Annotated in this window: 20 protein-coding genes and 1 pseudogene; 12 read left to right on the forward strand and 9 right to left on the reverse strand. The window is 69.2% G+C overall.

Going from position 1 to position 25,094, the window contains the following annotated elements; all coding sequences use genetic code 11:
- Positions 1 to 6: 6 nt before the first annotated feature.
- The 5 genes from ACIRP2_RS25585 to ACIRP2_RS25605 form a co-directional block, all read right to left on the reverse strand.
- On the reverse strand, positions 7 to 1,065 hold the full coding sequence (locus ACIRP2_RS25585; RefSeq protein ID WP_404254057.1) for an LLM class flavin-dependent oxidoreductase: 1,059 nt from the start codon (positions 1,063 to 1,065) through the stop codon (positions 7 to 9).
- A 135-nt stretch (positions 1,066 to 1,200) separates the two neighbouring features.
- Positions 1,201 to 2,811, reverse strand: coding sequence for an FAD-dependent oxidoreductase (locus ACIRP2_RS25590; RefSeq protein WP_404254059.1), 1,611 nt, complete (start codon positions 2,809 to 2,811; stop codon positions 1,201 to 1,203).
- Positions 2,812 to 2,816: 5 nt separating this feature from the next.
- Complete coding sequence (gene glpK, locus ACIRP2_RS25595; protein ID WP_404254061.1) at positions 2,817 to 4,343, reverse strand: glycerol kinase GlpK; 1,527 nt, start codon at positions 4,341 to 4,343, stop codon at positions 2,817 to 2,819.
- A 56-nt stretch (positions 4,344 to 4,399) separates the two neighbouring features.
- A complete protein-coding gene (locus ACIRP2_RS25600) occupies positions 4,400 to 5,191 on the reverse strand; it encodes an MIP/aquaporin family protein (protein WP_404254063.1) in 792 nt (263 codons plus the stop codon).
- Positions 5,192 to 5,419: 228 nt separating this feature from the next.
- Complete coding sequence (locus ACIRP2_RS25605) at positions 5,420 to 6,184, reverse strand: IclR family transcriptional regulator (protein ID WP_404254065.1); 765 nt, start codon at positions 6,182 to 6,184, stop codon at positions 5,420 to 5,422.
- A gap of 239 nt (positions 6,185 to 6,423) precedes the next feature.
- Between ACIRP2_RS25605 and metH the strand changes: the two genes are divergently transcribed.
- From metH to ACIRP2_RS25620, 3 genes are all read left to right on the forward strand, one after another.
- Entirely contained in the window at positions 6,424 to 9,936 is a 3,513-nt protein-coding gene (metH, locus tag ACIRP2_RS25610) for a methionine synthase (protein ID WP_404254067.1), read from the forward strand.
- Positions 9,937 to 10,056: 120 nt separating this feature from the next.
- A complete protein-coding gene (locus ACIRP2_RS25615; protein WP_351086584.1) occupies positions 10,057 to 10,758 on the forward strand; it encodes an HAD family phosphatase in 702 nt (233 codons plus the stop codon).
- Positions 10,759 to 11,122: 364 nt separating this feature from the next.
- Positions 11,123 to 12,733: an ABC transporter substrate-binding protein gene (locus tag ACIRP2_RS25620; protein ID WP_404254069.1), complete on the forward strand. Its 1,611-nt coding sequence runs from the start codon at positions 11,123 to 11,125 to the stop codon at positions 12,731 to 12,733.
- Between the two features lie 81 nt (positions 12,734 to 12,814).
- Here ACIRP2_RS25620 and ACIRP2_RS25625 read toward each other — a convergent pair whose 3' ends face one another.
- Both ACIRP2_RS25625 and ACIRP2_RS25630 read right to left on the reverse strand, forming a co-directional pair.
- Positions 12,815 to 13,486 carry a response regulator transcription factor gene (locus tag ACIRP2_RS25625; protein ID WP_093541287.1) on the reverse strand — a complete coding sequence of 224 codons (672 nt, stop codon included), beginning with the start codon at positions 13,484 to 13,486 and terminating at the stop codon, positions 12,815 to 12,817.
- 9 nt (positions 13,487 to 13,495) lie between these two features.
- The gene (locus ACIRP2_RS25630; protein WP_404254436.1) at positions 13,496 to 14,341 is read right to left on the reverse strand and encodes a RecB family exonuclease; all 846 of its coding nucleotides are present in this window, start codon (positions 14,339 to 14,341) and stop codon (positions 13,496 to 13,498) included.
- A gap of 171 nt (positions 14,342 to 14,512) precedes the next feature.
- Here ACIRP2_RS25630 and ACIRP2_RS25635 point away from each other — a divergent pair, with 171 nt between their 5' ends.
- The 3 genes from ACIRP2_RS25635 (at position 14,513) to ACIRP2_RS25645 (ending at position 17,535) form a co-directional block, all read left to right on the forward strand.
- Positions 14,513 to 15,763 carry a site-2 protease family protein gene (locus ACIRP2_RS25635; protein ID WP_404254438.1) on the forward strand — a complete coding sequence of 417 codons (1,251 nt, stop codon included), beginning with the start codon at positions 14,513 to 14,515 and terminating at the stop codon, positions 15,761 to 15,763.
- Positions 15,764 to 15,823: 60 nt separating this feature from the next.
- The gene (locus ACIRP2_RS25640) at positions 15,824 to 16,729 is read left to right on the forward strand and encodes a tRNA (adenine-N1)-methyltransferase (protein WP_404254072.1); all 906 of its coding nucleotides are present in this window, start codon (positions 15,824 to 15,826) and stop codon (positions 16,727 to 16,729) included.
- A gap of 227 nt (positions 16,730 to 16,956) precedes the next feature.
- Complete coding sequence (locus ACIRP2_RS25645) at positions 16,957 to 17,535, forward strand: hypothetical protein (RefSeq protein WP_404254074.1); 579 nt, start codon at positions 16,957 to 16,959, stop codon at positions 17,533 to 17,535.
- A 39-nt stretch (positions 17,536 to 17,574) separates the two neighbouring features.
- Here the strand turns inward: ACIRP2_RS25645 and ACIRP2_RS25650 are convergent, their stop codons facing one another.
- The gene (locus ACIRP2_RS25650; protein WP_404254076.1) at positions 17,575 to 17,886 is read right to left on the reverse strand and encodes a ferredoxin; all 312 of its coding nucleotides are present in this window, start codon (positions 17,884 to 17,886) and stop codon (positions 17,575 to 17,577) included.
- A gap of 241 nt (positions 17,887 to 18,127) precedes the next feature.
- Here ACIRP2_RS25650 and arc point away from each other — a divergent pair, with 241 nt between their 5' ends.
- From arc to prcA, 6 genes and pseudogenes are all read left to right on the forward strand, one after another.
- Positions 18,128 to 19,894 (forward strand): proteasome ATPase, encoded by a 1,767-nt coding sequence (gene arc, locus ACIRP2_RS25655; protein ID WP_351087150.1) that lies wholly within the window; start codon positions 18,128 to 18,130, stop codon positions 19,892 to 19,894.
- A gap of 236 nt (positions 19,895 to 20,130) precedes the next feature.
- On the forward strand, positions 20,131 to 21,642 hold the full coding sequence (dop, locus tag ACIRP2_RS25660) for a depupylase/deamidase Dop (protein ID WP_404254078.1): 1,512 nt from the start codon (positions 20,131 to 20,133) through the stop codon (positions 21,640 to 21,642).
- A 120-nt stretch (positions 21,643 to 21,762) separates the two neighbouring features.
- Positions 21,763 to 21,981, forward strand: a complete 219-nt coding sequence (locus ACIRP2_RS25665) for a ubiquitin-like protein Pup (RefSeq protein WP_108011740.1) — start codon at positions 21,763 to 21,765, stop codon at positions 21,979 to 21,981.
- Positions 21,982 to 22,074: 93 nt separating this feature from the next.
- Positions 22,075 to 22,274 (forward strand): annotated as a pseudogene (locus tag ACIRP2_RS25670) (endonuclease domain-containing protein); the annotation flags it as partial.
- Positions 22,226 to 23,071 (forward strand): proteasome subunit beta, encoded by an 846-nt coding sequence (gene prcB / locus ACIRP2_RS25675; RefSeq protein WP_404254080.1) that lies wholly within the window; start codon positions 22,226 to 22,228, stop codon positions 23,069 to 23,071. The pseudogene ACIRP2_RS25670 and the gene prcB, both read left to right, overlap by 49 nt.
- 58 nt (positions 23,072 to 23,129) lie before the next feature.
- Complete coding sequence (gene prcA, locus ACIRP2_RS25680; protein ID WP_404254082.1) at positions 23,130 to 23,972, forward strand: proteasome subunit alpha; 843 nt, start codon at positions 23,130 to 23,132, stop codon at positions 23,970 to 23,972.
- Positions 23,973 to 24,026: 54 nt separating this feature from the next.
- Here the strand turns inward: prcA and ACIRP2_RS25685 are convergent, their stop codons facing one another.
- Complete coding sequence (locus ACIRP2_RS25685; protein WP_404254084.1) at positions 24,027 to 25,067, reverse strand: LacI family DNA-binding transcriptional regulator; 1,041 nt, start codon at positions 25,065 to 25,067, stop codon at positions 24,027 to 24,029.
- Positions 25,068 to 25,094: the final 27 nt, after the last annotated feature.

The raw sequence follows: 25,094 nt of genomic DNA on the forward strand, positions 1-25,094 counted from the left end.
GACCGGTCAGTCCCAGAGTGCCGACGGCGCCTCGCGCCGTACCACCGGAGCGATGTCCTCGGCGAACCGCTGCAGCGTCTCGAGCTGTTCGGGGTGGCTCAGCCCGAAGCCGTCCACGGTGATCGACTGGAGGTCGTGTCGGTACACCTCGTGCCAGCCGAGGATCTTGTCGATGATCTGCTGCGGGCTGCCGATCAACTGGGGCCCGTCCGTGATGGCCTCCTCGATGGTCCGGAACGGCGTGTTGTAGCCGGCCCGGCCCTCCAGATGCGGCCGGGAGGACTGCTTCACCTTCGCCTCGTACAGCTCCTTGTAGCGCTCCACCGCCTGTTGCGAACCGTCGGCGATCAGCAGCCCGCCCGACCCCGCCGCCACATGCGCGCGGGCCGGATCGTGTCCGTACGCCTCGAAACGCTCCCGGTAGTGGTCGACCAGCCGGGCATAGGCCGCACGGGGCTGGACGGCATTGGCGGTGAACAGCGGATCGCCGTGGAGCGCGGCGAGTTCGGGGGAGTTGAGGCTGGTGGCCGAGCCGTGCCAGATCCGAGGCGCCCCGGCGTACGGGCGGGGCAGGGTGGTCGTGTTCTTCAGTGCGGGCCGGAACTCGCCCTCCCAGTCGACACCCTCCTCGGTCCAGAGCCTCCGCAGCAGCTCGTACTTCTCCTTCTGGAGGTCCCACTGCCGCTCCTCGTCGAGCCCGAACAGGTCGAAGTGACCCGCCTCCGCGCCCTTCCCGACGACCAGTTCGACACGGCCCCCGGAAATCTGGTCGAGCGTCGCGAAGTCCTCCGCCACCCGGACCGGATCGAGGATCGCGACGACCGTGACACCGGTCAGGAGGCGGATGACGGACGTACGGGCCGCCAGTGCGCCGAGCACCACGCTCGGGCTCGACGAGAGGAACGGGCCGGCGTGCCGCTCGCCGATCGCGTACGCGTCGAAGCCGAGCCGCTCCGCGACGACCCCGGTCTCGATCACCTCCTCGAAACGCTCGGCGGGGGAGGGACGGTGACCGGTCAGCGGGTGCGGGGCATGACCGATGAGGGAAAGCACGGAAAGCTTCATGGTTCAACTGTCCCCGCGTCGTATTGCACCCGTATGGCAACCGTATGGCGCGTCCACCGGGCCCCGTGTGTCCCGGACGCACGGACGGGGCGGCGCCGCCGTGGCAGCCGCCCCGTCCGATCCGTCCCGGCCCCGTCAGTCCCGGTCGCCGAGCATGGTCTCGACACCGGCCCGGATCTCGTCCGTCGCCAGGCCCCGGATCGTCAGCGTCGTGCGGCGGCGCAGCACGTCGTCCGCCGTCTCGGCCCACTCGTGGTCGCGCGCGTAGGCGACCTGCGCCCAGATCTCCGGCGCGTCCGGGTGGATGCGTTCGGCCAGCGCCGGGTTCTCGTTCGCCAGCCGTGCGATGTCGAACGAGAGCGAGCCGTAGTGCGTGGCGAGGTGCCGCGCCGTGTCGGCCGCCATCCGCGGGCCCGGCGTACCGCCGTCGATCAGCAGCCGGTGCGCCACCGCGTTCGGGTTGGCGATGCCGGGCAGCGGGAGCTTCTTCGGCAGTTGCGAGATCGGCTCCATGTCGTCCGCCAGGGGGTGCCCGGGGAGCGCGGCCAGTTTGTTCATCACCGTACGGCCGATGTGGCGGAAGGTCGTCCACTTGCCGCCCGCGACCGACAGCATGCCGCCGCGCCCCTCCGTCACGACCGTCTCGCGCTTGGCCTTGGACGTGTCGCCGGGACCGCCCGGCAGCACCCGCAGGCCCGCGAAGGAGTAGGTGATCAGATCGCGCGACAACTGCTGGTCCCTGACGGAGAAGGCGGCCTCGTCCAGGATCTGCGCGGTGTCCTTCTCGGTGACCGCGACGTCGGCGGGATCGCCCTCGTACTCCTCGTCCGTCGTGCCGAGCAGCAGCATGTCCTCCCAGGGCAGGGCGAACGTGATGCGGTACTTGTCGATCGGGGTGGCCAGCGCGGCCTTCCACGGGCTGGTGCGCTTCAGCACCAGGTGCGCGCCCTTGGACAGCCGGATCGAGGGCGCCGCGTTCGGGTCCTCCATCGCGCGCAGGTGGTCCACCCACGGGCCGGTGGCGTTCAGTACGAGCCGGGCGTCGACGCCGAACTCCGTGCCGTCCGTGCGGTCCTCCAGCTCGGCGCCCGTCACCCTGCCCTTGGTGAAGCGCAGCCCGGTCACCGCCGCGTGGTTGAGGACGACCGCGCCCGCTTCGACGGCCGCGCGGACCGTCATCAGCGCCATCCGGGCATCGTTCATCTGGTCGTCGCCGTACACCGCGACGGCCTTCAGACCGTCCGTGCGCAGCTCCGGCACATCGCGCCGCGCCTTCGCAGGGCTGATCACGTGCCCGACCCCGTCACCGAACGCGGAGAGGGCCGAGTACGCGAACACACCCGCGCCGAGCTTGGCCGCGCCGTGCGGTCCGCCCTTGTAGACCGGCAGGTAGAAGGTGAGCGGGTTGGCCAGATGGGGAGCCACCTGACGGGACACCGCACGGCGCTCGAAGTGGTTCTCCGCGACCAGCTTCACCGCACCGGTCTGCAGGTAGCGCAGACCGCCGTGGAGTAGCTTGGAGGAGGCGGAGGAAGTGGCGCCGGCGAAGTCGCCGGCGTCCACCAGGGCCACCCGCAGCCCGGACTGCGCGGCGTGCCAGGCGGTGGAGATGCCCAGGATGCCGCCACCGATCACCAGGAGGTCGTACGCCGCCTTGGACAGCTGCTCCCGAGTCTCGGCACGGCTCGGAAGGGAGCCGGAGGCCGGGTGTGTCCCGAGTGCCGGGACGCTCTGCAGGGTGGTCATGGTGATTACTCCTCGTCTTCGAGCCAGCCCATGGTCCGTTCCACGGCCTTGAGCCAGCTCTTGTACTCGCGGTCGCGGGTGTCCGCGGCCATGCGGGGTGTCCACTCGGCGGCCCGGCGCCAGTTGGCGCGCAGCGCGTCGGTGTCCGGCCAGAAGCCGACGGCCAGACCGGCGGCGTAGGCGGCGCCGAGACAGGTCGTCTCGGCGACCATGGGCCGCACCACGGGTGCGTCCAGGAAGTCGGCGAGCGTCTGCATCAGCAAGTTGTTGGAGGTCATGCCGCCGTCGACCTTGAGGGCGGCGAGCTCGACACCGGAGTCCTTCGTCATGGCGTCGGTGATCTCGCGGGTCTGCCAGGCGGTGGCCTCCAGGACGGCACGGGCGATGTGCGCCTTGGTGACGTACCTGGTCAGACCGGCGATGACGCCGCGGGCGTCGGAGCGCCAGTAGGGGGCGAACAGACCGGAGAACGCGGGCACGAAGTACGCGCCGCCGTTGTCCTCGACCGAGGAGGCCAGCGTCTCGATCTCGGCCGCTGAATTGATCAGGCCCATCTGGTCGCGCATCCACTGCACCAGCGAGCCGGTGACGGCGATGGACCCTTCCAGCGCGTAGACCGGCTTCTGGTCGCCGATCCGGTACCCGACGGTCGTCAGCAGTCCGTTGTACGAGTTGACGGGCGTCTCACCGGTGTTCATGAGCATGAAGGTGCCGGTGCCGTACGTGGACTTGGCCTCGCCCTCGGAGAAGCAGGTCTGACCGAAGAGGGCCGCCTGCTGGTCGCCGAGCGCGGAGGCGACCGGGACACCGGCCAGGACACCGCCCTTGGCGGCGCCGTACACCTCGGCGGAGGAGCGGATCTCGGGCAGCACGGCCGCCGGGATCTCCATGGACGCGAGGATCTTGTCGTCCCAGGCCATCGAGTGCAGGTTCATCAGGAGGGTGCGCGAGGCGTTGGTGACATCGGTGACATGGACGCCGCCGTCGGTGCCACCGGTCAGGTTCCAGATGACCCAGGAGTCCATGGTGCCGAAGAGGATGTCGCCGCGCTCGGCGCGCTCGCGCAGGCCCTCGACGTTGTCCAGCAGCCAGCGGACCTTGGGGCCCGCGAAGTACGAGGCGAGCGGCAGACCGGTCTCGCGGCGGAAGCGGTCCTGGCCCACGTTGCGGCCGAGCTCCTTGCAGAGCGCGTCGGTGCGGGTGTCCTGCCAGACCAGGGCGTTGTGGACGGGCTCCCCGGTGTTCTTGTCCCAGAGCAGCGTGGTCTCACGCTGGTTGGTGATGCCGATCGCCTTCACGTCGGCGGCGGTGATGCCCGCCTTGACGATGGCGCCGGCGACGACCTCCTGGACGTTCTCCCAGATCTCGGTCGCGTTGTGTTCGACCCAGCCCGGCTTGGGGAAGATCTGTTCGTGCTCCTTCTGGTCGACGGAGACGATCCGGCCGTCCTTGTCGAAGACGATGCAGCGGCTGGAGGTGGTGCCCTGGTCGATGGCCGCGATGAAGGGGCCGGTGGTGTGTGCGTCGGTCACGGTGTGCTCCCGGAAGTCTGTGTGGTCTGGAGGGTCACGGCTCTGTGCGTCACGGCTCAGGCGAAGGCGACGTTGTAGAGCCCGCCCGCGATCGCGCCGCCGATGAGCGGTCCGACGACCGGGATCCAGGCGTAGCCCCAGTCGGAACCGCCCTTGTTCGGCAGCGGCAGCAGCGCGTGCACGATACGCGGACCGAGGTCGCGAACCGGGTTGATCGCGTAACCGGTCGGGCCGCCGAGCGAGAGACCGATACCGACGACGACGAGAGCGGTGACCATGGCGCCGAGCGTGCCGAGGCCGTTTCCGTCGTTGTTGAGGCCCTGGGTGAGGATCGCCAGGACGAGCACGACGGTGGCGATGACCTCGGTGGCGAGGTTCTGCACGGCGTTGCGGATCTCGGGACCGGTGGAGAAGACGCCCAGGACCGGGCCCGCCTTCGGGGCGGAGGACTGGTCGACCATGGCTTCTTCACCCGACTGGGCGCCCTTGATCTCCGGATCCGTGAGATGTGCCCGGAACTGTCCGTAGTACGTCAGCCAGACCAGCACCGCGCCGATCATCGCGCCGAGCAGCTGGGAGCCGAGGTACAGCGGTACGTCGCTCCACTTGGTGCCGCCTTCGATCGCGAGACCGATCGTGACCGCCGGGTTGAGATGCGCGCCGGAAACGCCACCGGCCAGGTACGCGCCGGTCAGCACGGCGAAACCCCACCCGAAGGTGATGGCGAGCCAGCCGGCGTTCTGGGCCTTGGAGCGCTTGAGAGTGACGGCGGCACAGACACCACCGCCGAGCAGGATGAGTACGGCGGTACCTATGGTCTCGCCGATGAAGATGTCGGAGCTGGACACCCGCGACTCCTTTGTCCTTCGTCCAGGGAAGCCGAACCCCGGGTCCCTCCGGTGGTCCGCGCCCTCACGTGAGGGCGTTTTCCGGCCCTTGGCGCTGTCACACCCTAACGCGATTTTCCGTTAGCTGTTCGACAATGCCGACCGGTGAACGGCAGTGTTTCTCCCAGGTGAATCAGGCGTCAAGGGTTGTGTGGCCTATAACTCGATCGTTACCGCCGGACGCGGCGGTCAGAAGGGTCGGGCGCCCAGGTCCCTGGAGACGGCGCGGGCGCAGTCGCGCACCGCGGCGATCAGCTCGGGGCGCAGCTTCCCGTCCGCGCAGACCCGCTCCACCGCCCCGGTCACGGCGACCGCGCCGACCGGCATCCGCCGCCGGTCGTGGATCGGGGCGGCCACCGCGGCCACGCCCTCCCAGGTCTCCTCCACGTCGGCCGCCCAGCCGCGCGCCCGGATCAGGTCGAGCATCGCCTCGAACTCCTCCGCGTCGGTGACGGTGTGCGGGGTGAAGGGCTGCCGCTCGGCCTCCAGGGCCTCGGTGTGCGCGACCGGGTCGTACGCCGCGAGCACCTTGCCCAGGGCCGTGGAGTGCAGTGGCTGCATGGCCCCGACCTCCAGGACCTGCCGACTGTCGTCGGGCCGGAAGACGTGGTGGACGATGAGTACGCCCTGCTGGTGCAGGACTCCGAGGTGGGTGCTCTCGCCGCTGGAGCGGGCCAGGTCGTCCGTCCAGACGAGCGCGCGGGCCCGCAGCTCGTGGACGTCCAGGTAGCTGTTGCCCAGCCGCAGCAGTTCGGCGCCCAGTTGGTAACGGCCGGACACCGTGTCCTGCTCGACGAAGCCCTCGTGCTGGAGCGTGCGCAGGATGCCGTGTGCGGTGCCCTTGGCCAGGCCCAGTGAGGAGGCGATGTCGGACAGCCCCAGCCGACGCTCGCCGCCTGCCAGCAGGCGCAGCATCGCCGCCGCCCGTTCCAGCGACTGGATGTTCTTGGCCATCGCGCCGTACTCCTCCACCTCGGTTCGACAATGCTGAACACTATCGGTCGATGCCGACCCGTGCTCGATCACACAGGAAAACCGCGGGCACCACTCGATTCGGACATCCCCCCGCACAGCATGCCGTCCGTTCCGTGGGACGGAGTGACGGCCCCGGGCGCCGCCCGGCTAGGCTGGCCTGGTGCGCCTTCCACCGAAGCCGCAAAGCCGACAGCCGTCGCATCCCAGGGAGCAAATCCATGGCCTCGTTGCCGACCCCTTCCGCCGACAGCCGGAACCGAGCCGAAGCCCTCCGTGAGGCACTCGCCACCCGGGTGGTGGTGGCCGACGGCGCCATGGGCACCATGCTCCAGGCGCAGGACCCCACCCTCGAGGACTTCCAGAACCTCGAAGGCTGCAACGAGATCCTGAACATCACCCGCCCCGACATCGTGCGCTCCGTGCACGAGGAGTACTTCGCCGTCGGCGTGGACTGCGTCGAGACGAACACCTTCGGGGCCAACGCCTCGGCCCTGGGCGAGTACGACATCGCCGAGCGGATCCACGAGCTCTCCGAGTCGGGCGCGCGCATCGCCCGCGAGGCCGCCGACGCGTTCACCGCGTCCACCGGACAGCAGCGCTGGGTGCTCGGCTCCATGGGCCCGGGTACGAAGCTGCCCACGCTGGGGCACGCCCCCTACACCGTGCTGCGGGACGGCTTCCAGCAGAACGCCGAGGGGCTGATCGCCGGCGGGGCGGACGCGCTCATCATCGAGACGACGCAGGACCTGCTGCAGACCAAGGCCGCCGTACTGGGCGCGCGACGCGCCCTGGAGGCGATGGGCAGCGACCTCCTGGTGCTGTGTTCGCTGGCGTTCGAGACCACCGGAACCATGCTGCTCGGCTCCGAGATCGGGGCCGCGCTGACCGCGCTGGAACCGCTCGGCGTCGACATGATCGGTCTGAACTGCTCGACCGGCCCCGCCGAGATGAGCGAGCACCTGCGCTACCTCACGCGCCACTCCCGTATCCCGCTGCTCTGCATGCCGAATGCCGGACTGCCGGTGCTCACCAAGGACGGGGCGCATTTCCCGCTCGGTCCCGAGGGGCTCGCCGACGCCCAGGAGACGTTCGTCCAGGAGTACGGCCTCTCGCTGGTCGGCGGCTGCTGCGGCACGACCCCCGAGCACCTGCGGCAGCTCGTCGAGCGTGTCCGAGGCTCCGCGCTCACCTCCCGCGCGCCCCGTCCCGAGCCGGGCGCCGCCTCCCTGTACCAGACCGTCCCGTTCCGCCAGGACACCTCCTACCTGGCGATCGGTGAGCGTACGAACGCCAACGGATCGAAGAAGTTCCGCGAGGCGATGCTGGAGGCCCGCTGGGACGACTGCGTCGAGATGGCGCGCGACCAGATCCGCGAGGGCGCGCACATGCTCGACCTCTGCGTGGACTACGTCGGCCGGGACGGCGTCGCCGACATGGAGGAGCTGGCCGGACGTTTCGCCACCGCCTCCACCCTCCCGATCGTGCTGGACTCCACCGAGGTGCCGGTCCTGCGCGCCGGCCTGGAGAAGCTCGGCGGCCGGGCCGTCCTCAACTCCGTCAACTACGAGGACGGGGACGGCCCCGAGTCGCGGTTCGCCAAGGTCACCGCGCTGGCGGTCGAGCACGGCGCCGCACTGATCGCGCTGACCATCGACGAGGAGGGACAGGCCCGTACCGTCGAGCACAAGGTCGCCGTCGCCGAGCGGCTGATCGAGGACCTGACCGGCAACTGGGGCATCCGCGAGTCGGACATCCTCATCGACACCCTGACGTTCACGATCTGCACCGGCCAGGAGGAGTCCCGGGGCGACGGCATCGCCACCATCGGGGCCATCCGCGAGCTGAAGAAGCGCCACCCCGACGTCCAGACCACACTCGGCCTGTCCAACATCTCCTTCGGTCTCAACCCGGCCGCCCGGGTCGTGCTGAACTCGGTCTTCCTGGACGAGTGCGTCAAGGCCGGCCTGGACTCGGCGATCGTGCACGCCTCCAAGATCCTGCCGATCGCCCGGCTGGACGAGGAGCAGGTCAAGGTCGCCCTCGACCTGATCTACGACCGCCGCGCCGAGGGCTACGACCCGCTGCAGAAGCTCATGGAGCTGTTCGAGGGCGTCAGCACGAAGTCGATGAAGGCCGGCAAGGCCGAGGAACTCCTCGCCCTGCCGCTCGACGAGCGCCTCCAGCGCCGCATCATCGACGGCGAGAAGAACGGCCTGGAGACCGACCTCGACGAGGCTCTGCAGACCCGCCCCGCCCTCGACATCGTCAACGACACCCTCCTGGAGGGCATGAAGGTCGTCGGTGAACTCTTCGGCTCCGGTCAGATGCAGCTGCCGTTCGTGCTCCAGTCCGCCGAGGTCATGAAGACCGCGGTGGCCTATCTGGAGCCGCACATGGAGAAGTCCGACGCCGAGGGCAAGGGCACGATCGTGCTGGCCACGGTCCGTGGCGACGTGCACGACATCGGCAAGAACCTCGTCGACATCATCCTGTCCAACAACGGCTTCAACGTGGTCAATCTCGGCATCAAGCAGCCGGTCTCCGCGATCCTGGACGCCGCCCAGGAGCACCGTGCGGACGTCATCGGCATGTCCGGTCTCCTGGTGAAGTCCACCGTGATCATGAAGGAGAACCTGGAGGAGCTGAACCAGCGCAAGCTGGCCGCCGAATACCCCGTGATCCTCGGCGGCGCCGCGCTCACCCGCGCCTACGTCGAGCAGGACCTCCACGAGATCTACGAGGGCGAGGTCCGCTACGCCCGCGACGCGTTCGAGGGGCTGCGCCTGATGGACGCCCTGGTCGCGGTCAAGCGCGGTGTCCCGGGCGCCACCCTGCCCGAACTCAAGCAGCGCCGCGTACCCAGGCGCGACACGGCGGTGCTGGAGGTGGAGGAGCCCGAGGAGGGCGTCCGCTCCGACGTCGCCGTCGACAACCCGGTCCCCGAGCCCCCGTTCTGGGGCACCCGGGTCGTCAAGGGCATCCAGCTCAAGGAGTACGCGTCCTGGCTGGACGAGGGCGCGCTCTTCAAGGGCCAGTGGGGCCTCAAGCAGTCCCGCGCCGGTGACGGACCGACGTACGAGGAGCTGGTCGAGACCGAGGGCCGCCCGCATCTGCGCGGCTGGCTCGACAAGCTCCACACCGAGAACCTGCTGGAAGCCGCCGTCGTGTACGGCTACTTCCCCTGCGTCTCCAAGGGCGACGATCTGATCCTGCTCCACGAGGACGGCTCCGAGCGCACCCGCTTCACCTTCCCGCGCCAGCGCCGCGGCCGACGCCTCTGCCTGGCGGACTTCTTCCGCCCCGAGGAGTCCGGGGAGACGGATGTGATCGGCCTCCAGGTCGTCACCGTCGGCTCGAAGATCGGTGGCGAGACCGCCAAGCTCTTCGAGGCCAACTCCTATCGCGACTACCTGGAGCTGCACGGCCTGTCCGTGCAGCTGGCCGAGGCGCTGGCCGAGTACTGGCACGCCCGGGTCCGCTCCGAGCTGGGCTTCGGCGGCGAGGACCCGGCCGATGTCGAGGACATGTTCGCGCTGAAGTACCGCGGAGCGCGCTTCTCCCTCGGCTACGGCGCCTGCCCCGAGCTGGAGGACCGGGCGAAGATCGCCGAGCTGCTCGGGCCCGAGCGGATCGGGGTGCATCTCTCGGAGGAGTTCCAGCTCCACCCGGAGCAGTCCACCGACGCGATCGTCATCCACCACCCCGAGGCGAAGTACTTCAACGCGCGGTAAGACCACGTTCAACGCGCCGTAGCAGGTCAAGTCGTACACTTGTCGGTCCAGTGCAGGCCGGTCGTCCTTCCCACGGGAAAAGACGGCCGGCCTTCTCGTCCCTTACGGAAGGTGTGCCGGATGACCAGCACGGTTCCCGCGTCCATGACCCGCACGGCCGAAGGCGCCGCGCTGCAGGCCGTCCTGCTCGACATGGACGGCACCCTCGTCGATACCGAGGGATTCTGGTGGGACGCCGAGGTGGAGGTCTTCGCCGAGCTCGGGCACCAGCTCGACGAGGCATGGCGGGACGTGGTGGTCGGCGGGCCGATGACCCGCAGTGCCGGCTACCTCATGGACGTCACCGGTGCGGACATCACCCTCGCCGAACTCACCGTGCTGCTCAACGACCGCTTCGAGGAGCGCATCGGCCGCGGTGTGCCGCTGATGCCGGGCGCGGCACGACTGCTCGCCGAACTGGCCAGGCACGAGATCCCCACCGCTCTCGTCTCCGCCTCGCACCGGCGGATCATCGACCGCGTGCTGGACTCGGTGGGACACCACCACTTCTCCCTCACCGTCGCGGGCGACGAGGTCTCCCGTACCAAGCCGCACCCGGAGCCCTACCTCACCGCCGCGTCCGGCTTCGGGGCGGAGCCCGAGCGCTGTGCGGTCATCGAGGACACGGCCACCGGCGTCGCGGCCGCGGAGGCCGCGGGCTGCCGGGTGGTCGCCGTCCCGTCCGTCGCACCGATCGCCCCCGCGTCCGGCCGGGTCGTCGTACGGTCGCTGGAAGAAGTCGATCTCGCATTTCTCCGGGGCCTGGTAACGGGAATGCAGTGATCCGCGCACCGAGAGTATTTCTGTGAATGAACCGAAAAACTCTCGGCGTCGAATGGTGCGTTTTCTGTCGTACGTCAGTGCGTAAGCCGGGTATGTGGCACGGGCGAGAAAAGGGACTCGGGCGTGAGCTTTGTCACCCGGATCCCAGCCGAGGGCTTTTCAAGATCCGCCCGGGTGTCCGTTTCGTGGTGTCGAAATGTCCCGGTTGGTGGGGGCCTGTGTGAAACGGTCCCGGCGAGGGAAAACGGCTCGCCGCTATTCCCATCACCGTCCGATTACACATCCGGGCAGCTCTGGTCCGGCATTGCCGACGGCGCGCACTAATGTCGCTGTCTCACTGCCGGGATGAGGGAGAGCGTCCAAGATGAACCGCAAGACTCTGGTGCTGCCGGCCGTCGTCGGCCTGCTCGCGCCCGTACTCGCCGCCTGCGGCGCGTCGGGCGACGGGGACGACGGCAGGGCCGCCGTCGTTGTCGGCACCACGGACCAGTTCGTCGCCTCCAAGGACAACCCCGCGCCGCTCGACCCCGCCATCGGCTACGAGGCGGGGGTGTGGAACGTGCTCCGGCAGACCGTGCAGACCCTGACGCACGTGCCGCGCGGCGGTGGCGAGCCGGTCCCGGAGGCGGCGCAGAGCTGCACCTTCACGGACACGCAGAACGAGAGCTACCGCTGCAAGCTGCGCAGCGGTCTGAAGTTCGCCGACGGCAGGGCCGTCACCGCCGATGACGTGAAGTACTCCATCGACCGCGTGATCCGCATCAACGCTCCCAACGGGCCCGTCGCCCTGCTCGCCAACATCGACACGGTCGAGACGCAGGGCGAGCGGGAGGTCGTCTTCCATCTCCGCACCCCGGACGCGACGTTCCCCTACAAGCTCGCCACCCCGGTGGCCGGGATCGTGCCGCGGAACAAGTACGCGGCGAAGTCCGCGCGTACCGGATTCCAGGTGGACGGATCCGGTCCGTACACCATGAAGCCGGAAATCGAGCACAACCAGGTCGTCAAGGTGCTCTTCACCAGGAACCCCCACTACAAGGGGGATCTGAAGGTGCGGAACGAGAAGGTCGAGCTGGATGTCTTCCCCGATTCGACGGCCATGGGCAAGGCGCTCGACGACAAGAAGATCGACATGATGACCCGCACCATGTCGCCCGAGCAGTCCCAGCGGCTGCTCGAAAAGCCCCAGGACGGCATCAAGCTCACCGAGATACCCGGACTCGCCATCCATTTCCTGGGCTTCAACACCGACGACCCGGCCGTGAAGAACAAGGCCGTCCGCCAGGCCATGGCTCAGATCGTCGACCGCGGCGAGATCGCGAGCAAGGTGTACGGCACCACGGCCGAGCCGCTGTACTCGCTGATCCCGTCCGGTGTCACCGCGCACGCCAACTCGTTCTACAACAAGTACAGCGAACCCAGCACCACCAAGGCCGCGGCGATCCTGAAGGACGCAGGCGTCGACACCCCTGTGAAGCTCACCCTCCACTACCCGTCCGACCGTGCCGGCGCCGGCAACGCCGCCGAGTTCGAAACCCTGAAGAAGCAGTTCAACGGCTCCGGCCTGTTCGACGTCACCGTCCGGAGCGCCCCCTGGGAGAAGTACCGCCCCGCACAGGTGCGCGGCGACTACGCCGTGTACGGCATGGGCTGGTTCCCCGACTTCCCGGACCCCGACAACTACGTGGCGCCGTTCCTCGACAAGAACAACTTCCTCAACTCGCCCTACAGGTCGGCACTCGCCCAGAAGACGCTCATTCCGCAGTCGCGCCGCGAGGCCGACCGCAGTGCCTCGGCCAAGACCTTCGAGCAGATCCAGGACATCGTCGCCGACGACGTCCCCGTGCTGCCGATCTGGCAGGGCAAGCAGTACGTCGCGTCCCGCGAGGACCTCACCGGCGTCGAATGGGCGGTCAACTCTTCCGCAGACCTCCAGCTCTGGGAGTTGGGCGGCGGCAGCGCCCGAACCTCCTGAGCACGGAAGACGCCCCGGCCGAACCCGGCCGGGGCGTCTTCCGCGTGCCCCGGACCGCTTCCGGGGCCGTCCTCGGGCCGCTCACTGGGCGCCGGGGCGCACCAGACCGCTCTCGTAGGCGTACACCGCCGCCTGCACCCGGTCGCGCAGGCCGAGCTTGGTCAGCACATGGCCGACATGTGTCTTGACCGTCGTCTCACTGACGAACAGGTCCGCGGCGATCTCCGCGTTCGACAGTCCGCGTGCCACCAGCTTCAGCACCTCGACCTCACGGTCCGTCAACGTGTGCAGGGTGTCGGGCACCGGCTCCTCGCCGGACGGCAGATGGTCCGCATACTTGTCGAGCAGCCTGCGGGTGATGCTCGGCGCCAGCATCGCCTCACCCGCCGCGACCACACGGATCGCCTGCACCAGCTCATTGGCGGGGGCGTCCTTCAGCAGGAAGCCGCTGGCGCCCGCGCGCAGCGCCTCCACCACGTACTCGTCGAGATCGAACGTGGTCAGCACCAGGACCTTCGCCGGACCGTCCCGACCGGGACCGGTGATCTGACGCGTCGCCTCGACGCCGTCCATCCGCGGCATGCGGATGTCCATCAGCACCACATCGGGCTGCAGCGCACGCACCTGGTCGAGAGCCTGGAGACCGTCACCGGCCTCGCCCACCACCGCGAGATCACCTTCCGCCTCAAGGATCATCCGGAAGCCGGTGCGCAACAGCGGTTGGTCATCGACCAGTAGGACGCGGATAGCCACAAGGTCTCCTCAAGGTCCTTCGGGGGCCACAGGCCGGCCGGCCTCAGTACGGACCGGATCCATTCTGCCCTGCACGTCCTGCTCCGACTCCGCCGGGCGTACCGGCAACGGATAGACCGGGGGAGTACCGCCGAATTCCGGACAGACCGCCTGGTGGTCGCACCAGCCGCAGAGCTTCGTCGGCCGGGGGCGCCACTCACCCGTCTCGGTCGCCAGCCGGATCGCGTCCCAGAGCGCCAGCAGCTTCCGCTCCACCCGCTCCAGGTCCGCCACGACCGGGTCGTACGTCAGGATGTCGCCGCTGCCGAGATAGACGAGCTGGAGGCGGCGCGGCACCACGCCCTTCAGCCGCCAGATCACCAGCGCGTAGAACTTCATCTGGAAGAGCGCGCTCTCCGCGTACTCCGGGCGCGGGGCCTTCCCCGTCTTGTAGTCGACGATGCGGACCTCGCCCGTGGGCGCCACGTCGATCCGGTCGATCACCCCGCGCAGCCGCAGCCCCGACTCCAGCTCCGTCTCGACGAACAGCTCGCGCTCGGCGGGTTCCAGCCGCGTCGGGTCCTCCAACGAGAACCACCGCTCCACCAGGCTCTCCGCCTCCGCGAGCCAGCGAGCCAGACGCTCGCCCCCGGCGTCCTCCGAGAACAGCTCGGACAGCTCCGGCTTCGACTCCAGCAGCCGGTCCCACTGGGCGGGGATCAGCGCCGTGGCCCGGCCGGCCGTGCGCTCGGCGGCCGGATTGTCGAAGAGCCGCTCCAGCACCGCATGCACCAGCGTGCCCCGGGTAGCTGCTTCGCTGGGCTTCTCGGGCAGTCTGTCGATGACCCGGAAGCGGTACAGCAGGGGACACTGCATGAAATCACCGGCCCGCGACGGCGACAGGGACGTGGGCGGCTGAGCGGGCCGCGGCAGGGAGGTCATGTCGAAGACCCTACGGCCCGCCACCGACACTCGGCGGCATACCATCGAGCACACACTCCCGAACACTGAACGACCGTGCCGCAGGGCACCGACCGAAGGGACCTCGTGGACGAGAGCGGCGACAGCGGGCGGCCGCAGCCCGGCGCAGGGGGAACGGCTCCCGGCGCAGGCCCCGACAAGGGCGGACCGCGGCGCCCCGAAGAGCCCGGAGGCGGCCTTCTCATGGGCCGTCCCTTCGGTGTGCCCGTGTACGTCGCGCCCAGTTGGTTCATCGTCGCCGCACTGATCACCTGGGTCTTCGGCGGTCAGCTCGAACGGGTGCTGCCCGAGCTCGGAGGCGCGCGCTACCTGGTCTCCCTCTTCTTCGCGATCGCCTTCTACGCCTCCGTGCTCGTCCACGAACTCGCGCACACGGTCGTCGCGCTGCACTACAAGCTGCCGGTGCGGCGCATCCAGCTCCAGTTCTTCGGCGGCGTCTCCGAGATCGAGAAGGAGTCCGAGACCCCGGGCCGCGAATTCCTGCTCGCCTTCGTCGGTCCTCTGCTCTCCCTGGTGCTCGCCGGGCTCTTCTACGTCGGGATGACGTTCGTCGCGCCCGGCACCGTGCCCGGAGTCCTCCTCGCCGGGCTCATGATCTCCAACCTCCTGGTGGCCGCCTTCAATCTCCTCCCCGGCCTCCCCCTCGACGGCGGACGCATGCTCCGCGCCGTCGTCTGGAAGATCACCGGCCGCCCGATGAGCGGCACCGTCGCGGCCGCCTGGGTCGGCCGCGCCCTCGCCGTCGTCACCCTCATCGGCCTCCCGCTGCTCACCCGCACCGGCTACTTCGGGAACAACCCCCGTGACGTCAGCGGCATGGACACGGTCACCGACGCGCTGCTCGCCGCCATCCTCGCCGCCATCATCTGGACCGGAGCGGGCAACAGCCTGCGCATGGCACGCCTGCGCGAGCACCTTCCCGAGCTGCGCGCCCGCACCCTCACCCGGCGCGCCGTCCCGGTGGAGGCCGACACCCCGCTCTCCGAGGCCCTGCGACGCGCCAACGAAGCGGGTGCCCGCGCCCTCGTCGTCGTCGACGGACTCGGCGAACCCAAAGCCGTCGTCCGGGAAACCGCCATCGTCTCCATCCCCGAGCACCGCCGCCCCTGGGTCGCCGTCAGCGGCCTCGCCCAGGACCTCACCGACGGCATGAAGATCTCCGCCGAGCTGTCCGGCGAAGCGCTGCTCGACCGGCTCAAGGCCAGCCCCGCCACCGAATACCTCGTCCTCGAGGAGACCGGCGAGATCTACGGCGTGCTGTCCACCGCCGACGTCGAGCGGGCGTTCGTCGCGGCCCTGGCCAGGCCCGCCGCCTGACCGTGCGGCCCGGTCCGGGCTCGCGGTCGGGGCGCGGGGAATCACCGGTAGGCTGGTCACATGTCTGAACCGACCGGTGCCGCCCGCCGACGCGGGCCCTTCAAGGTCGGGGACCAGGTCCAGCTCACCGATCCCAAGGGACGCCACTACACCTTCACGCTCGAAGCCGGGAAGAACTTCCACACCCACAAGGGTTCCTTCCCGCACGACGAGCTGATCGGTGCCCCCGAGGGCAGTGTTGTCCGAACCACGGGAAACGTCGCCTACCTCGCGCTGCGCCCCCTGCTCCCCGACTACGTCCTGTCCATGCCCCGCGGCGCCGCCGTGGTCTACCCCAAGGACGCGGGGCAGATCCTGGCCTTCGCCGACATCTTCCCCGGCGCCCGCGTCGTGGAGGCCGGTGTCGGTTCCGGCTCGCTCTCCACCTTCCTGCTGCGCGCCGTCGGCGACCAGGGCATGCTGCACTCCTACGAGCGCCGCGAGGACTTCGCCGAGATCGCCCAGCAGAACGTGGAACGCTACTTCGGCGAACCGCACCCCGCCTGGCAGCTCACCGTCGGCGACCTCCAGGACAACCTCTCCGACACCGACGTCGACCGGGTCGTCCTCGACATGCTCGCCCCCTGGGAGTGCCTGGAGGCCGTCTCCAAGGCGCTCGTGCCCGGTGGCATCCTGTGCGCGTACGTCGCGACCACCACCCAGCTCGCGCGGACCGTCGAGTCCATCCGCGAGATCGGCTGCTTCGCCGAGCCGCAGCCCTGGGAATCGATGATCCGCAACTGGCACGTCGAGGGCCTGGCCGTCCGCCCGGACCACCGCATGATCGGCCACACGGGCTTCCTCGTCACCGCCCGCCGCCTGGCCGACGGGGTCGAGCCCCCGCTGCGCCGCCGCCGCCCCGCCAAGGGTGCCTACGGCGAGGACTACGACGGTCCCGGCAGCCAGAGCGGCTCCTCCCGCGGCTGAGCCGCACAACGTACCGGCGCCGCCGCCGAGTTCCCGGACCGACCCGGGAACTCGGCGGCGGCGCCCTTCCGTTGCCCGTACGGGACACACGCCCGGGCCGACCCCGACGTTCCACTGTTCCGCGTGGTGTGGCACGATGCTGGCCACCCCGCGCCACCGCGGACCTCCCACCGGCAGCAGCGCCCACCCAGATCCTCGAACCACAGGAACCACAGGAGACATCCCGCGTGCAGACCTCCGAGCTCCCGGACCTCGCGCACACCGACACCAAGCCGCTGCACTGGCTCGCCACCGCGACAGCCATGGCCGCCGTCATCGCGGCCGCCGGCATGCTCCAGCCCGACCCCGCGGCCTCCGCCTCGACCCCGCATCGCACCACCACGCAGCACGGCACAGCGCCCGTCGCCGCGCCCGATCCGGAGCGGGCGACCTACCCGCTGGAGTGCGGGGGGCTGGGGAACACGGTGGCCCAACAGCGGCCCGGCGACCTGGACGGCGACGGCCGTCCCGAGACGGTCGCCGTGGTCCACTGCGCGGCGGGATCCGGTACCCCGCCCAGTGGCGTCTACGTCCTCACAGGAGAAAGCGGGGCCGCACCCCGGGTCGTGGCGACCCTGGTGGACCCCACCGAGAAGCTGAGCGTCGGCGACGTCGCGGTGCGTGACGGGATCATCTCCGCCACCCTGTTCGGCTACTCCTCGGCCGATGTGCCGCGATGCTGTCCCGACCGGCAGGAGAAGGTCACCTGGCAGTGGCGGGGCGGCGCCTTCGTCCGCGCCACCGCGCCCGCCTCCGAGGGTGCCTGAGGGGTCACCGCGCGTGCTCCGTCGGCCGGAACCGCGGGGTCACGCGGCCTCGGGGCCGTAGACCTCGACCTTGTCCGAGACGCGCCGTACATGGATGCAGTCTCCCGGGCACTCCTTGGCCGAATCGACGACGTCCTGGAGGAGCGGCAGCGGCACCGGGGTCGTCGCACCCTTGTCCTGCAGGAGTTCGTCGTCACCGCTCTTCACATACGCCAGACCGTCGATGTCCAGCTCGAACACCTCCGGTGCGTATTGCACGCAGATACCGTCTCCCGTGCAGAGGTCCTGATCGATCCAGACCTCCAGATCCTGCGTGTCGCTGCCGGTGGGAGCGTCCTGCTGCACGGTCATTTCTCCTGCCGTTCCCTGCGTATCCGAACCAAAAGAAGCCAGCCCTGACGGGTGTTGACCGGTTCGACGATACAACCGGCCGCTTTCCGATGTTGAAGGGTGGGTATTCCCCTGACACGAGGGGGAACGCAAGGGTGAAGATCGGACACGCCCCGCAGTCTTTGTGATCTAGGGGTTTCAATCATCACCCACCCAGGTAGGGTCAGGAAGCGTCCAGCTCCCCTTGGAGGAGGTGAGGACCGTGGCAGCCCACGACGACGACATCAACCGCGGCATCCGGCCCGGGCGGGGGTCCGAAGACCCAGCCGGCCAGGTCGCCTATCTTGAGCAGGAAATCGCCGTCCTGCGACGTAAGCTCGCCGACTCTCCGCGCCATACGAGGATTCTCGAAGAGCGGATCGTCGAGTTGCAGACCAACCTGGCGGGCGTGTCCGCGCAGAACGAGCGGCTCGCCAACACACTCCGCGAGGCCCGCGACCAGATCGTGGCCCTCAAGGAAGAAGTCGACCGGCTCGCACAGCCGCCGGCCGGATTCGGTGTGTTCCTGCAGGGCAATGAGGACGGCACCTGCGACATCTTCACCGGGGGTCGCAAGCTCCGGGTGAATGTCAGCCCCAGTGTCGAGCTCGACGACCTCCGGCGCGGCCAGGAAGTCATGCTCAACGAAGCGCTCAATGTGGTCGACGCCATGGAATTCGAGCGGGCCGGGGACATCGTCACCCTCAAGGAGATCCTCGAGGACGGCGAGCGGGCCCTGGTCATCGGGCACACCGACGAGGAACGGGTGGTGCGGCTCGCCGAGCCGCTGCTGGACATCACCATCCGCCCCGGCGACGCCCTGCTGCTCGAACCCAGGTCCGGCTACGTCTACGAAGTGGTCCCCAAGAGCGAGGTCGAGGAGCTCGTCCTCGAAGAGGTACCGGACATCGACTACGACAAGATCGGCGGTCTGGGCGACCAGATCGAGCTGATCCGGGACGCGGTCGAGCTCCCCTATCTCCACCCCGACCTCTTCAAGGAACACGAACTGCGGCCGCCGAAGGGCATCCTGCTCTACGGCCCTCCCGGCTGCGGCAAGACGCTCATCGCCAAGGCGGTGGCCAACTCCCTTGCCAAGAAGGTCGCCGAGGTCACCGGCCAGCCGGCGGGCAAGAGCTACTTCCTCAACATCAAGGGCCCGGAACTTCTCAACAAGTACGTCGGCGAGACCGAGCGGCACATCCGCCTGGTCTTCCAGCGCGCCCGTGAGAAGGCGGGCGAGGGCACCCCCGTCATCGTCTTCTTCGACGAGATGGAGTCGCTCTTCCGCACCCGGGGATCCGGCGTCAGCTCGGACGTGGAGAACACCATCGTTCCCCAGCTGCTCGCCGAGATCGACGGTGTCGAGGGCCTGGAGAACGTCATCGTCATCGGCGCCTCCAACCGCGAGGACATGATCGACCCCGCGATCCTGCGCCCCGGCCGCCTCGATGTGAAGATCAAGATCGAGCGCCCCGACGCGGAGGCCGCGAAGGACATCTTCGCGAAGTACCTCACGCCTTCGCTGCCCCTGCACGCGGACGACCTCGCGGAGCACACCGGCTCCAAGGAAGCCGCCGCGCACGCCATGATCCAGTCCGTCGTCGAGCGGATGTACACCGAGTCCGAGGAGAACCGCTTCCTCGAGGTCACGTACGCCAACGGTGACAAGGAAGTCCTCTACTTCAAGGACTTCAACTCCGGCGCGATGATCCAGAACATCGTCGACCGGGCCAAGAAGATGGCCATCAAGGCCTTCCTCGACCAGGGCCAGAAGGGCCTTCGCGTCTCCCATCTCCTCCAGGCCTGCGTGGACGAGTTCAAGGAGAACGAGGACCTGCCGAACACCACGAACCCGGACGACTGGGCCCGGATCTCCGGAAAGAAGGGCGAGCGGATCGTCTTCATCCGTACGCTCGTCACCGGAAAGCAGGGCGCGGACACCGGTCGGTCCATCGACACGGTGGCGAATACCGGGCAGTACCTGTAGAGCGCCGACCGGCTGCGGATGCCCGGCCGGGCATCCGCAGCCGGTTGCTTTCCGGACAGCTCGCGCGACACCGCAGCAATGACGTAATTGATCTCCCCACCACCGCAGAGTCGCTCTAGGCTCTTGCGTACCGCCCGGTCGCGCAGTGCGGGGACGGGCACCGCACACGCACCGGACAAGCAGCGGTACTTGAGCGCCGCCCCCTCGAGAGGGCGCCGCCGGGCAAGGAGGGCCGCATGACCGTACGGCGAGTAATGGGCATCGAGACGGAGTACGGGATCTCCGTCCCCGGCCACCCCAACGCCAATGCCATGCTCACCTCGTCCCAGATCGTCAACGCCTACGCAGCGGCGATGCACCGGGCGCGCCGCGCCCGCTGGGACTTCGAGGAGGAGAACCCGCTGCGGGACGCGCGAGGTTTCGACCTCGCCCGTGAGACCGCGGACTCCAGCCAGCTCACCGACGAGGACATCGGCCTCGCCAATGTCATCCTCACCAATGGGGCCCGCCTCTACGTCGACCACGCGCACCCCGAGTACAGCTCCCCGGAAGTCACCAATCCGCGCGACGCGGTCCTCTGGGACAAGGCCGGCGAGAGGATCATGGCCGAGGCGGCCGACCGCGCCGCTCAGCTTCCCGGCGCCCAGCCGATCCACCTCTACAAGAACAACACCGACAACAAGGGCGCCTCGTACGGCACGCACGAGAACTACCTGATGAAGCGGGAAACCCCCTTCTCCGACATCGTGCGCCATCTGACCCCGTTCTTCGTCTCCCGCCAGGTGGTCACCGGGGCCGGACGCGTGGGAATCGGCCAGGACGGCCATGAGCACGGCTTCCAGATCAGCCAGCGCGCCGACTACTTCGAGGTCGAGGTCGGTCTGGAGACCACCCTCAAGCGCCCCATCATCAACACCCGTGACGAACCGCACTCCGACGCCGAGAAGTACCGTCGGCTCCATGTGATCATCGGCGACGCGAACCTCTCGGAGATCTCCACCTATCTCAAGCTCGGCACCACGGCACTGGTCCTCTCCATGATCGAGGACGGTTTCATCAACGTCGATCTCGCGGTCGACCAGCCGGTGCGCACCCTGCACCACGTCTCCCACGACCCGACGCTGAAGCACCTGATCACGCTGCGCAGCGGCCGTACCCTCACCGCGGTGCAGCTCCAGATGGAGTACTTCGAGCTGGGCCGCAAATACGTCGAGGAACGGTACGGGGCGGACGCCGACGAGCAGACCAAGGACGTCCTGATCCGCTGGGAGGACACCCTCAACCGGCTGGAGAACGATCCCATGAGCCTGTCCGGCGAGCTCGACTGGATCGCCAAGCGGGAGCTCATGGAGGGCTACCGCCGCCGGGACAGCCTGGACTGGGACGCGGCGCGTCTGCACCTGGTCGATCTCCAGTACGCCGACGTGAGGGCCGAGAAGGGTCTGTACAACCGTCTGGCGGCTCGCGGGAAGATGAAGCGCCTGCTGGACGAGGACGACGTCGAGAAGGCCCGTACGGCCCCTCCGGAGGACACCAGGGCCTATTTCCGGGGCCGCTGCCTGGACCAGTACGCAGACGACGTGGCCGCGGCGTCCTGGGACTCGGTCATCTTCGATCTGCCGGGTCATGACTCGCTGCAACGGGTGCCCACCCTGGAACCGCTCCGCGGCACCCGTAACCACGTCAAGGAGCTCCTGGACCGCTGCCGCACGGCGGAAGAGCTGGTCCAGGTGCTGTCGGGAGGCTGAAACGGCCGCGATCGGGGAATCATCGGGATGACCCCCGGACGTCTGGACAAGTACCGGGCCAATGTCGGACCCCGTGGGTAGGGTCTGATCAAGTGCTTCGAACCGAGCGGGGTGAGCTAGATGGCGACCAAGGACACCGGCGGCGGACAGCAGAAGGCGACGCGCTCCACCGAGGAGGTCGAGGAGCAGGCGCAGGACGCGCAGGCGTCCGACGACCTCAAGGAGCGCCAGGAGAAGCTGAGCGACGATGTCGACTCGGTTCTGGACGAGATCGACGACGTACTCGAAGAGAACGCGGAGGACTTCGTGCGTTCCTTCGTTCAAAAGGGTGGACAGTAGTTCACGAACGTGAACTACTGGGGGAGTGGAACGTGCGTGCGGTACGGGCGAGGTCGGCCCGTACCGCGCGGGCACGGGCGGGGCCGCAGGCCGTGCGGAGCCGCCCCCGCAGTTCATGTGGATCACCGCCACGGGACGGGTAGGGTCCGTGGCGTAACCGCATCGACTGCAATTCGGCCATCGGTACGTCGGGAGACGCTCCTGACACCCTGCGCAGGGCCGTCGCTTACCTGGAGGGAAACGCGTGGAAGCCAACACTCGTAGCACCGGGCGTCTACCAGCTGCCTTCCTGACGCCGGGATCCTCTTCGTTCATGGATTTCCTGTCCGGCCATGCTCCCGGGATGCTCCCGGGCAACCGCACCCTGCCGCCCCTGCAGGGGGCGATCGAGGCGCCGCACGGGACGACCATCGTCGCGGCGACGTTCCCCGGCGGAGTGGTCCTCGCCGGGGACCGGCGAGCGACCATGGGCAATGTGATCGCGCAGCGTGACATCGAGAAGGTCTTCCCGGCCGACGAGTACTCGGCGGTCGGCATCGCCGGCACGGCCGGGCTGGCCGTGGAGATGGTCAAGCTCTTCCAGCTGGAGCTGGAGCACTTCGAGAAGGTCGAGGGCGCCCAGCTCTCCCTGGAGGGCAAGGCCAACCGGCTCTCCACGATGATCCGCAGCAATCTGGGGATGGCCATGCAGGGCCTCGCCGTCGTGCCGCTCTTCGCCGGTTTTGACCTCGACCGCGAGAAGGGCCGGATCTTCTCGTACGACGTCACCGGCGGCCGTTCCGAGGAGCACGGGTACGCGGCCACCGGCTCCGGGTCGGTCTTCGCCCGCGGGTCGATGAAGAAGCTCTACCGCGAGGACCTGACGGAGCAGCAGGCGCTCACCCTGGTCGTGCAGGCTCTGTACGACGCCGCGGACGACGATTCGGCGACCGGCGGCCCCGATGTGGCCCGGCGGATCTACCCGATCGTCACCGTCATCACCGACGAAGGCTTCCGGAGGCTGGAGGAGGCGGAGTCGTCCCAGATCGCCCGCTCGATCCTGGAGCACCGGATGGAACAGCCCGACGGCCCGCGCGCCGCGCTGCTCTGACCGCCGTTCCGCTGCTTCTCCGATGCTCCAGTCACTGACAGAAAGGGACGGATAACCGGTGTCGACGCCGTTCTATGTCTCACCCCAGCAGGCCATGGCCGACCGGGCGGAATACGCCCGGAAGGGCATCGCCCGCGGTCGCAGTCTGGTTGTGCTGCAGTACGCCGACGGCATTGTGTTCGTCGGCGAGAACCCGTCCCGCGCGTTGCACAAGTTCAGCGAGATCTACGACCGGATCGGTTTCGCCGCCGCCGGGAAGTACAACGAGTACGAGAACCTCCGCATCGGCGGTGTGCGCTACGCGGATCTGCGCGGATACACCTACGACCGAGACGACGTGACGGCCCGTGGGCTGGCCAACGTCTACGCGCAGACGCTGGGCACCATCTTCTCCAGCGCGGCCGAGAAGCCGTACGAGGTGGAGCTGGTGGTCGCCGAGGTGGGGGTCGAACCCGAGGGCGACCAGATCTACCGGCTGCCGCACGACGGCTCGATCGTCGACGAGCACGGCTCGGTCGCGGTCGGTGGGAACGCCGAGCAGATCAGCACCTTCCTGGACCAGCGGCACCGGGACGGGATGACGCTCGCCGAGGCGCTCAAGCTGGCGGTGCAGGCCCTGTCCCGCGATCCCAACGGCAGTGAGCGGGAGATCCCCGCGGAGCGGCTGGAGGTCGCGGTCCTGGACCGTACGAGGCCGCAGCAGCGCAAGTTCAAGCGGATCGTCGGCCGCCAGCTGGCACGGTTGCTGGAGGCGGACGGCGGCTCCGCACCGACGGACGCGCCCTCGGACATCGAGGACGACGAGGGGGCCGAGTCCTCCGGGACGGAGTCCTCCGCGGGCACGACGGATGTCACCAAGTCCACCGATTCCGGTGGGGACGTGGAGTCCTCCGAGGAGTAGTCGAGCACTGCGCCGGTGCCCCGTTCCGCCCTTGCCCGGCGGGCCGGGGCACCGTCATGAGCGCGGGCCGTCCGCCGGTGGGGGCGCGGAGGAGCCACGGGCCACCAGGCGCACCGGCAGGCTGCCGGGCTCTGCGGGGCGGCCGTCCAGGACCGCCAGCAGGGCCGCCATGCCCCGTTCGCCGACCTGCTCGGCGGGCAGCCGCACGGTGGTGAGCTCCGGTTCGACGGCCGTGGCCAGGGCCAGATCGTCGAAGCCGGTGACGGAGAGGTCGTCGGGGACGCGGAGTCCGAGCCTGCGAGCGGCCTTGCAGGCGCCCGCGGCGAGGATGTCGTCGTCACAGACGATGGCCGTGGGCCAGGGACCGGGGGCGGCGAGTGCCCGCTCCGTCGCCTCCCGGCCCGCGTGGACGTCGAGTGCCGCCGCCACGGTCCGCACACAGGTGCCCTGGGCTGCCGCCAGGGCGTCGTGGAGGGCGCGGGCCCGGACGGCGAAGGTCCAGGAATCGACCGCCGACGCGAGGTGGACGAAGCGGCGGTGGCCGAGCGCGAGCAGATGGTCCACCGTCTGCCGCATGCCGTCGGCGATGTCCAGGTTGACCCGGGCCGCGACCCCGGTGTCGGCCGGGTCGCTGTCGAGCATGACCAGTGGCAGACCGGCGCCGCGCAGCGCGTCGAGCGCGCCCGCGGCCATGGACGAGGCGATCACCCCGTCGAGGGAGGCACGCGCCGAGGCGAAGGGGTCCCTGGCCGGCCCGGTGCCCTCGGGGGACGGGTAGAGGACGACCCCGAAGCCGTGCTCGGCGGCGACCGCGGCGGCGCCGGTGTAGACGCGCGCGAAGAACTCGTTGGTGAGCGCGGGGACGACCAGGAGTGCGGTCCTGGTGCGGCCGAGCCGGAGATTGCGGGCGGCGAGATTGGGCTGGTAGCCGAGGCCGAGGGCGGCGCCCCGTACGCGTTCGGCAGTCGCCTCGGAGACTCTTCCACGCCATTTGTCGCCGAGCACGAGGGAGACGGTGGCCTGCGAGACGCCTGCGGCCCGCGCGACGTCGCGGCTGGTGGGCCGGGCCGGGGCGGGCTGTGGTGCGCTGGTCACTCGGGCCTCCGGGCCGATCGGGGCAGG

The sequence above is a fragment of the Streptomyces sp. NPDC101194 genome, from assembly GCF_044767885.1.
Classification (GTDB): Bacteria; Actinomycetota; Actinomycetes; order Streptomycetales; family Streptomycetaceae; genus Streptomyces.

Coding starts and splice junctions, on each gene's coding strand:
- ACIRP2_RS25585 (WP_404254057.1), bottom strand. CDS start 1,065: ATGAAGCTTTCCGTGCTTTCCCTCATCGGTCATGCCCCGCACCCGCTG.
- ACIRP2_RS25590 (WP_404254059.1), bottom strand. CDS start 2,811: ATGACCACCCTGCAGAGCGTCCCGGCACTCGGGACACACCCGGCCTCC.
- ACIRP2_RS25605 (WP_404254065.1), bottom strand. CDS start 6,184: ATGGCCAAGAACATCCAGTCGCTGGAACGGGCGGCGGCGATGCTGCGC.
- metH (WP_404254067.1), top strand. CDS start 6,424: ATGGCCTCGTTGCCGACCCCTTCCGCCGACAGCCGGAACCGAGCCGAA.
- ACIRP2_RS25615 (WP_351086584.1), top strand. CDS start 10,057: ATGACCAGCACGGTTCCCGCGTCCATGACCCGCACGGCCGAAGGCGCC.
- ACIRP2_RS25620 (WP_404254069.1), top strand. CDS start 11,123: ATGAACCGCAAGACTCTGGTGCTGCCGGCCGTCGTCGGCCTGCTCGCG.
- ACIRP2_RS25630 (WP_404254436.1), bottom strand. CDS start 14,341: ATGCAGTGTCCCCTGCTGTACCGCTTCCGGGTCATCGACAGACTGCCC.
- ACIRP2_RS25640 (WP_404254072.1), top strand. CDS start 15,824: ATGTCTGAACCGACCGGTGCCGCCCGCCGACGCGGGCCCTTCAAGGTC.
- ACIRP2_RS25650 (WP_404254076.1), bottom strand. CDS start 17,886: ATGACCGTGCAGCAGGACGCTCCCACCGGCAGCGACACGCAGGATCTG.
- dop (WP_404254078.1), top strand. CDS start 20,131: ATGACCGTACGGCGAGTAATGGGCATCGAGACGGAGTACGGGATCTCC.
- ACIRP2_RS25665 (WP_108011740.1), top strand. CDS start 21,763: ATGGCGACCAAGGACACCGGCGGCGGACAGCAGAAGGCGACGCGCTCC.